We start from the raw sequence: 7,844 nt of genomic DNA, 5'->3' as shown, positions 1-7,844 counted from the left end.
AGTTCGGCGTTTCTCTTCCTGCGCGGAAGCGGGTAATTTTCTTGCATCAATAATATCCATTTGGGTATTATACAGAACTATAGAGCCACCGGGTTAATAGTTCAAAAGAACTAGACATAATGAAACTCTGCGCTACAGTCTGGTTGAAACCAATAAGGCGAATCATTGTCGTTTTTGCAATCTGTAAAATACAGGATTTAGTTATCATTTAAAGAAGGTATTTGGTGTCCTTTCACTATACTTTAGCAGGCTTATAAATGATTAAATTCACAGACATCCCAACTGAGCAAACAGCAGCTGTAACAGATCTTATACTGGTTGCGCTGGCTATTTGGGGTATCTTATATCTGAAAATCGCAGTAAAACTGTCCAGTTGGAGACGTACTATATGGACAAGTTTTTTCTATCTTATGCTTGTAGTTTCTATGATTGGATCAATAGCTCATGGGCTAGATCTAATCGGTCCAGCTCATATGCTTTTGTGGCATACTCTATTTTTCTTTCTAGGATTTTTTCTAGCTTCTTTTACCTTAGCTATTATCAGTGATCTTCATAGCGAGCAGCTCTCGAAAAAATTATTACCCTATTTTCTATTGGCGGGAGCTGGATACTTTATTTTTACCCTAATCAGTTCGAAGGGTTTGCTGCCTATCAGTTCTTCATTATGATTCCAATAATAATTGGATATTCAATACAAGCTTTAAAGCATAACAAAAAAGGGGCATTATTTATGGTGGCGGGTGGCATCGCCTCGATGATTGCCGTAATTTTCCAGATTATCACTAAGATTCAACTTTCATTTATCTGGACTTTTGATAACAATGGATTTTATCATCTCGTGCAGTCTATAGGTATTTTATTATTTATAGCTGGGTTAAATCATCTTTCCAAGATGACAAATTATGATTAATTGCCAGAAAGTTTATAGTTATATATGTGGCACTAAAGTTGATATTTAAAAATGCAGAAACACGGATTAAATCTTTTTTACTTTTCCCAAATATGAATAATACACGCGAGCTTGATAAAACTTTCATTAACCCCAATACACGTTTAATTCTTCTACTTACTATTTTTTAGTATTGGTCAGAACACCACAGTAACCAAGTTGGAAACACTCTGTACAAGTCTTTCAATGTAGCCACCCTGTCCGCAGCTAGTATCACTATTCATAATGGCCAAGTTTCTTGTTTTCATCGACGATTACTAGCCGGTCCTCTATGTTTACCCTCCTCAGTATTAATCAAACTTCAGCGTCTCGCTTATCGTGTTTTAGGTACGGTTTACTACTGGGTCAGCAGGAAAGAATACCCTGCCCTCGGGACTCGCTGTGAATACATCCCTTTAAGCTCGTAATCGGCATCCATGCCTCATACGGTCTCGTGCGAAGGCTATTCTTTCCTTCCACCTTTTTAGTATCTTCGTGCAGCGACCAATGGCGCCATTTGCAAACAAGATCTACCATGGTTATCAGGCTTCATACACCCTGCAAGTTCAATTTGATGCTTTTTAGGATTGGCGCCAATGTTGATGGCTGCTTTCTATTTAGTATGAACCACAGCATCGCTCCGGCTCGCAGCATCAGTATTGTTGGATCGATTTATTTTTCAGCAATTTTGCTAATAAAAATATTTTGCCTATTAAGTGCCTATGTTACTTTTCACTGAGGGTCAACTGACTGTATTGGGTACCTATGTGCCACTTGGTTTGCGTGGAAGCTAACCATCCAACAGCCAGCAAGACGCCAGCGCTATCAGCAAGAGCGTCATTTATTCTGGAAATCGAGCCAGAAACTTATCTATTCAGACAGTGGTGCCTATTTTTTGTACAGTGAATGCGCCTGGTCAAATGGTCAAATGGTCAAATGGTCAAATGGTCAAATGGTCAAATGGTCAAATGGTCAAAGAGAAGCTTAATTCCTGCATAGCTTGCCAAATATGAGATACTTCCTTCTTTTGAACACTCTATCAAATCTGGGAAGGTATATGACCAAGCTCGCAATTACTTTGGCAGCTCTCCTGCTAACGGGATGCAGTGCGACAACCAGCCTTACACAAAGAAGTGCAGCAGAAGTGAGGCAAGCAGTAACGATGCAGGATGTTCGGGAGAATTCCGAAATTGAATATAGTGGACCGCCGATGCAGGCCACCACCGATGGTTCTGACCACAATTTGTACTACTACAATCTTCACGCCTATGAGGCTAAAAGCGACGGAGCCATACGATACCAACTACGTATTGATATTACCTACCGGGAACACTGGCGCTACTATGAGTCGGCATCTTTTAGTGGTGGACGCCAAGTTAATATACCCAAGTCTGACAGGAAGATTCTTTACTGTGTTTCAGGCACCGACTGTATGTTTGAAGAAACCTTAGAAGTTTCACTAGATGAAGAGCAGATCGTTAGTGCACTCAAGGATCGCGACAGGCTTAGGCTGAAACTCAAAGCAAGGTCAGGACACCGCTCCATTATTGAAGTCTCTAGTTCTTACCTGATGGGCTTTTACGCGGCAATTGTAAATCGAAACGGGTAAAGCAGTTTCAGGTGGTAAGTGCAGTTGGTTGGGGAGAGGCCAGAAGGTAGAGTCGATGCTTCTCCCGACCAAGTGAAACGCGTAGCTGCTCAATTACCAGCTGAACAGCAAAGAACGATACCAGGTATTTAGTTTCAAGAACGCAGAACATCAACTGATAGGGTTTGCACAGCTAGCACCGAGGAGGAAATATTAAGAACTGAACCAGTATCACAGTTGATTATTGTAGCAACAGAGGAGGTATCTGAGAGACAGATATAATTATCGAAAAAGTCGCGAAGGTCCATAAAATTAAAATGATTATTTTAACCTGAAAAAAACTTCATCAAAATTTTAGAGTTAGGATAGGCTTGAAACTGACAAGTAGAACCCTTCATCCAGCACACATCAACTGTATATTCCTGAGAACATTCCCACAGCCAAGCAACCTCTATGCGAACCTGCCCCATCGGCTTTTTCCAAATCTGATCACTGATATTTAACAAACTTCAAGTTCGAAATTGGTAACTTAAAGCCCAGTGAGAAAGCCCAGTGAGACGATTGCCATTTTAAACTTGATCAACCATTAATAATGTACTGGTCCCTAGCCGAAAAATGTTTACAGATAGTATCACTCTTGATTTGCATCAAGATTTTATTTGCAAGCAGACATTAAGGTAGTGAATAAAATGAACAGTGCTTAAGCGAGCCCTATATCAATCGATCGACACCACTGTCGAATCCAGACTTGATAACACCTTACCGAAGTGCAGGGTAGAAAAAGCTTTATTGCTATTCTTTACCACTCAAAAGAGTGAGGATCCAGCTCACGTATAAATATTATTTAAAACCCACATGCTCAACAGGGTTAAGGGATGATTAAGTACTAAGCATAACCAATGAGGGGTACATGAAAATAATCATAGTGGCACATTTTAAATGCATTACGCTTTTCAATTATGTAACAAAAGCTGGTAAGAACAGACATAATACCCCCCTTACGCCAAAAATTTCGCCCCCCGGAATACTAGAAAAAACAAACCCATCCTGGATCACTGACATCAGTGATATAAAAATGATTCATCCGGAGCCTTTATAATGCATATGCGCGACCCTCCATCAGGATAGAGAGCGTTGGCCAATAAAGCCTCTATACATTTCCCCAAAATAAAACTGGAGAGTAAAAAGAGTATATTTTTGAAATTAGATTGAATTGAAATTAATAAAGATGGCATACCAACCCAAAATCCAGTTTTTGGTTTGTCATCTATTAATGTCTTCAATTTTAGGAATCACAAATCAGAACTAATACCTTTGAGTAAGTTAGGGATATCAACATGATTACAAGCAGAGAACACAAAAAGAATTATTTCAGAACTGTCATGCTTGCCCTAGTAGGCACGATCTGGACAATGGATTCACCTACCGTTGCAGCAGAAAGCCCGGAGCTTCCAACTGAACATGCAATACTCACCTCGGCACCTCTTGTGCCCCCCCCCATTACTCGTGATTATCCAGCCAAGGTGATTGTCACTCTTGAAACTATAGAAAAGGTTGGTCGCTTGAGTGATGGTGTAGATTACACTTTCTGGACATTTGGCGGCCAAGTCCCCGGAAGCTTCATCCGTATTAGAGAAGGTGATCACGTCGAGTTTAATCTAAATAACCACCCCTCCAGTAAAATGCCGCATAACATAGATTTACACGCGGTCACAGGTCCGGGGGGAGGCGCGACTTCATCGTTTACTGCGCCAGGGCATTCTTCGCAATTCTCTTTTAAGGCCCTTAACCCGGGCTTATACGTATATCACTGTGCCACAGCGCCAGTTGGAATGCATATTGCCAACGGTATGTACGGGTTAATTCTTGTTGAACCGAAAGAAGGTTTACCCAAGGTAGACAAAGAATATTACATCATGCAAAGTGAGTTCTATACAAAAGGTAATTATGGAGAAGAAGGTCTACAGCCCTTTGATATGACAAAGGCACTTTCTGAGATACCTGACTATGTTGTGTTCAACGGATCAGTGGGGGCGATAACAGGTGATAAATCCATGCGCGCGAATGTTGGGGAGACCGTCCGTCTTTACGTCGGCAATGGTGGTCCGAATTTGGTATCGTCTTTTCATGTCATTGGTGAGATCTTTGATAAGGTCTATGTAGAAGGTGGCGATATGGTGAATCGCCATGTTCAATCAACTCTCATTCCAGCCGGAGGTTCTGCAATTGTAGAATTTCTAGTAGATGTTCCGGGCACATTTATACTTGTTGATCATTCTATTTTCCGCGCATTTAATAAAGGCGCACTGGGAATGCTGAAGACTGATGGCGCCGAGGACTTGGCCATTTACTCAGGCAAGCAAAAAGACAGCATCTATCTTCCCGAAGGTGGAGGTATTCAAAGTATTGCCGATAGCGGCAGTACAATGGCCAAGGCTAAAAACAAAGAAGAGCGTATATTATTTGGAAAACGCACCTATGATCAAAACTGTATGGCCTGTCATCAGCCAAATGGCAAAGGTATTCCAGGGGCATTCCCTCCTCTAGCGGGATCTGATTATTTACTCACCAAACCTAAGCGCTCAATCGATGTGCTACTCAATGGCCTTTCAGGAAAAATTACGGTTAGTGGACAAACATATGATGGCGTAATGCCAGCGGTACAATTATCTGACGAAAGTATCGCTAATGTGCTGACCTATGTGCTAAATAGCTGGGGTAACAATGGAGGAGAAATTTTACCCGAACAAGTTGTCGAGAAACGCATGCACTAAGACTCAGAAAATGCATGTTAAACACTTAGTAACTGGCAGCCTGTTAGGATTTAGTTTGCTGATGTATCTACCGCTCATTGGGCAAAGTAACGACGCAAATAAGAAATCCATCAGGCTTACTCAGAGTGAAATGGTCTATATTCCTGGTGGGCGTTACCAATCCCTTTTCAAGGATAGTAGTGAGCCACCTATCGTTAGACCATTCTTACTTGACCGCTATGCGGTTACAAATCACCAGTATTATCAATTTATTCAAAAAAATCCAAAGTGGAGAAAAGAAAACATCAAGTCTGTATTCAGCGATGAAAATTATTTGCGGCATATGGATCCAAAGGAAATGGAGTCTCTGGCTGAGACTCCAGTGACAAACGTGTCCTGGTTTTCTGCTAGAGCCTATTGCAAATCTGTTGGGAAACGCTTGCCCTCTCTTGAAGAATGGGAGTATGTTGCAATTGCGAGTGATACCAAGATCAATGGGCGAAATGACCCAAAGTACAGCCAACAAATCTTGGAATGGTACTCCAAGCCAGTAAATGGCGGTTTACCAAATGTCAAGGATACTCCGGCAAACTATTGGGGGGTACATGGAATGCATGGCGTAGTCTGGGAGCTAGTTAATAATTTTAACACTACACTGGTAACCGGGGAATCTCGCGGAGATACACAGCTTGAATTATCAATGTTTTGTGGTGCCGGTGCTGCTTCTTCGGTTGACCCTAGTGATTATGCAGCATTTATGCGTTACGCATTACGTAGCAGCTATCAGGCAACATACACCATGCGCTCGCTGGGTTTTCGTTGCGCGAGGGATAAAGACTGAGACTTATCAATATTGGATTTTGTAAACTTAAACACAGTAACAAATGAGGTTTTATACCGAGCTACTAAGCTACTATCTGAATTAAATATCCACTTCACTCGCGATATGCCGTGAATACATCTCTTTGTGTTCGTAATGGACATCAATGCCTCATGCAGTCTCGAGTGAAGTGTACTTTTTCTTTCGCCTTTATTAGCACAACCTTACTAATCTATTTCTAATGTAAAAATCCGACAGCGATAGCGGAGTAAACAATGGACGAACAGAACCATTATACTAGCAGCCCAAACATCACAAAAACTGAGGACACTAGTAATAAATATTTTGCAAAAAAACAGATCAGTTCGACTACAGAAATAGTAGCACCCATATCAATAACATATTATGTGAAAATTATATTTTGCTTTTTTAACTGGAATCTTCTTCCTTGCACTCCACGAACATCAGATCGAAAAAATCTGCATACAAATTCATTACAGATAAAAATATTATTTGCAAGCTTTATGGCACTCGTGGTATTAACCCATTCATCTTGGTCCCTTGCCGAGCTTCCCAATGATTCTGTTTACCACGTGGAATCAAGTTGGCTGGATCAGAATGGTAGCAAACTTAATATCTCCGAGTTACAGGGAAAAGTTCAGATAATATCTTTTGTTTACACCTACTGCGAACACAGTTGTCCGGTTATTCTTGCCAACTTAAGACAAATCGAGAAACAAATACCTACCTCCGAGAAGTTGGAGGTTCAATTCTCACTTATTTCCCTAGATCCAGAACGTGACAGCCCCGACTTACTACGACACTATATGCAAAAGAACCAATTAAATGAATGCCGCTGGTTAATGCTGAATGGCGATCCAGATGATGTACTCGAACTTTCCAATCTGTTAGGGGTGCGCTATAAGCCTATGAACAACAAAGATATTGCGCACTCTAACATGATTACCGTATTGGATAAACAAGGTAAAATCAGGTATCAAATGAAGGGGTTAAACGAGGGACTTGAGAAAGTCATTTCAGAAATTTCCAAAATCGTTTTATCAGATAATGAGAAAGCGCCCCCTCAATCTTTATCTACCAATTGCTCATAACGCCTCAAAGGATCGATTTAACGAAATATTTGAAGAGTATAAATAACTATGTATAATTGGACTCGTCAGTTATTTACTACTGCTAACGATGTTGCGGGCACTCATACCCACCGCTAAGACAAATCTCCTTTTACATCAAGCGGGTTTGCCTTGGCACACAACTTGAAGTCCAAGAATCTAGTTTGATCACGAGGAGCGCTGATCCCGATTTCTCCTTACTGACCATAGAGGTACTTGGAACTATTAACCCGGCGGACAAATAGTTCAGTTATGCTGCGTACCTAATTGATTCGTGTCGGAAGTAGGCTGCTACACGCGCGGGCTTCTTTTGTAACATTCTCATGTGAGAAAGCACTTTCCTTTTTAGCTTCTCCTTGGATCGGGCTGGCATGCCACTGTGAACGCCCCCTTTAAGGTCGCAATTCAAATACTCATCTGGATTCAGTTCAGGTGAATATGATGGTAAATAATAAATTTCTATCTCATCCTCGTGCTCTGCCAGCCAAGCTTTAACAAATCGTGCATGATGTACCCTAAGATTGTCCAGAATGAGGTAAACTTTACGCCCCGCTGTTTTGATCAATCGCTTAAGAAAGTCAATCAGCCTATCGGCATTCATACTTCCTTCGTAAATTTGAAAACG

Annotated in this window: 5 protein-coding genes and 1 pseudogene; 5 read left to right on the top strand and 1 reads right to left on the bottom strand. The window is 41.2% G+C overall.

Features of this window, described 5'->3' with window-relative positions; genetic code table 11:
* Positions 1–257 precede the first annotated feature (257 nt).
* From ACCI49_RS22665 to ACCI49_RS22645, 5 genes and pseudogenes are all read left to right on the top strand, one after another.
* Positions 258–910: pseudogene (locus tag ACCI49_RS22665) on the top strand (DUF6962 family protein).
* Between the two features lie 1,075 nt (positions 911–1,985).
* Positions 1,986–2,537 carry a hypothetical protein gene (locus tag ACCI49_RS22660; protein WP_371841508.1) on the top strand — a complete coding sequence of 184 codons (552 nt, stop codon included), beginning with the start codon at positions 1,986–1,988 and terminating at the stop codon, positions 2,535–2,537.
* A 1,316-nt stretch (positions 2,538–3,853) separates the two neighbouring features.
* Positions 3,854–5,290 carry a copper-containing nitrite reductase gene (nirK, locus tag ACCI49_RS22655; protein ID WP_371841507.1) on the top strand — a complete coding sequence of 479 codons (1,437 nt, stop codon included), beginning with the start codon at positions 3,854–3,856 and terminating at the stop codon, positions 5,288–5,290.
* Positions 5,291–5,300: 10 nt separating this feature from the next.
* A complete protein-coding gene (locus ACCI49_RS22650; RefSeq protein ID WP_371841506.1) occupies positions 5,301–6,110 on the top strand; it encodes a formylglycine-generating enzyme family protein in 810 nt (269 codons plus the stop codon).
* Between the two features lie 254 nt (positions 6,111–6,364).
* Positions 6,365–7,201, top strand: a complete 837-nt coding sequence (locus ACCI49_RS22645; protein WP_371841505.1) for an SCO family protein — start codon at positions 6,365–6,367, stop codon at positions 7,199–7,201.
* Positions 7,202–7,469: 268 nt separating this feature from the next.
* On the opposite strand, the gene ACCI49_RS22640 is transcribed toward ACCI49_RS22645, so the two are convergent.
* Positions 7,470–7,844 (bottom strand): transposase (locus ACCI49_RS22640; RefSeq protein WP_371837343.1); only part of this gene is annotated, 375 nt, incomplete at its 5' end.

This window comes from Microbulbifer epialgicus, assembly GCF_041447265.1.
Taxonomy (GTDB): domain Bacteria; phylum Pseudomonadota; class Gammaproteobacteria; order Pseudomonadales; family Cellvibrionaceae; genus Microbulbifer; species Microbulbifer epialgicus.
Note: the sequence above shows the minus strand (reverse complement) of the source record. Positions and strands in the feature narration are given on the sequence as shown.

Coding starts and splice junctions, on each gene's coding strand:
- ACCI49_RS22660 (WP_371841508.1), top strand. CDS start 1,986: ATGACCAAGCTCGCAATTACTTTGGCAGCTCTCCTGCTAACGGGATGC.
- nirK (WP_371841507.1), top strand. CDS start 3,854: ATGATTACAAGCAGAGAACACAAAAAGAATTATTTCAGAACTGTCATG.
- ACCI49_RS22650 (WP_371841506.1), top strand. CDS start 5,301: ATGCATGTTAAACACTTAGTAACTGGCAGCCTGTTAGGATTTAGTTTG.
- ACCI49_RS22645 (WP_371841505.1), top strand. CDS start 6,365: ATGGACGAACAGAACCATTATACTAGCAGCCCAAACATCACAAAAACT.